The organism is Vibrio sp. Vb0667 (assembly GCF_033391095.1).
In genome coordinates this window covers 1-1,022 of sequence record NZ_JAWPOL010000429.1, presented here as the reverse complement: position 1 = coordinate 1,022, position 1,022 = coordinate 1, and the positions used below count along the sequence as shown (strand labels likewise).

The window sequence follows — 1,022 nt, the reverse complement described above, 5'->3', positions numbered from 1 at the left end:
AACCAATACCGTTTTCCTGGTGTTGAAATTAGTGCCACACTCAAACGTTACTACCCTTACGGGGAAGTGTTAACGCACGTAATCGGCTATGTTTCTCGTATCAATGACCGCGACATGCAGCGTTTGATTCGAGAAGAAAAAGACGCCAACTACCAAGCGACTCGTGAAATCGGTAAGTTGGGCATCGAAAAATACTACGAAGATCTGCTGCACGGCACTGCTGGCTACCAAGAAGTGGAAGTCAACAGCCGAGGACGCGTGATTCGCACGTTAAAATACGTACCGCCAGTTCCGGGCAAAGACATTGTCTTAAACCTCGATATCAACTTGCAGCTTTACGTTCATCAGCTTTTGGATGGTCGACGTGGCAGCGCTATCGTGCTTGATCCTCGTGACAATGGGGTGCTAGCTATGGTGTCTAGCCCAAGTTACGACCCGAACGCTTTTGTCCACGGCATTTCTGGTAAAGCCTATCGCGATTTGTTGAACGATAAAAACCGCCCGTTGGTAAACCGCACGACGCTAGGTATTTATCCGCCAGCTTCAACAATCAAGCCATTTATGGCTGTCGCAGCGTTGCAAGAAGGCGTAATCACGCCAAATACTACTCGCAACGACCCAGGTTATTGGCGCATTCCTAACTCAGACACTCGTCCATTCCGTGACTGGTTGCGTTGGGGACATGGCCGCGTGGATGTCATTAAATCCATTGAAGAGTCTGTTGATACGTTTTACTACCAAATTGCTTATGACTTGGGGATCGACCGAATTTCAAACTGGATGATGATGTTTGGTTTTGGTGACTACACAGGCATCGATATCTACGAAGAAAGTAAGGCAAATATGCCAACTCGTGATTGGAAAATGTCTCGTCACAAAACGCCTTGGTACAAAGGTGACACTATTCCTGTTGGTATCGGCCAAGGCTATTGGACGGCGACACCAATGCAAATTGCGAAAGCAACATCGGTGTTAGTGAATAATGGTGCGGTTTCCGCTCCTCACCTCCTAAAGTCCACCAT

General features: G+C 47.7%; 1 protein-coding gene. It reads left to right on the top strand.

The genetic code is table 11. The annotated features are described in order from the left end of the window. Nucleotides 1-1,022: penicillin-binding protein 2 (mrdA, locus tag R8269_RS26440; RefSeq protein WP_318223064.1), on the top strand; the 1,022-nt coding region annotated here is incomplete at both ends.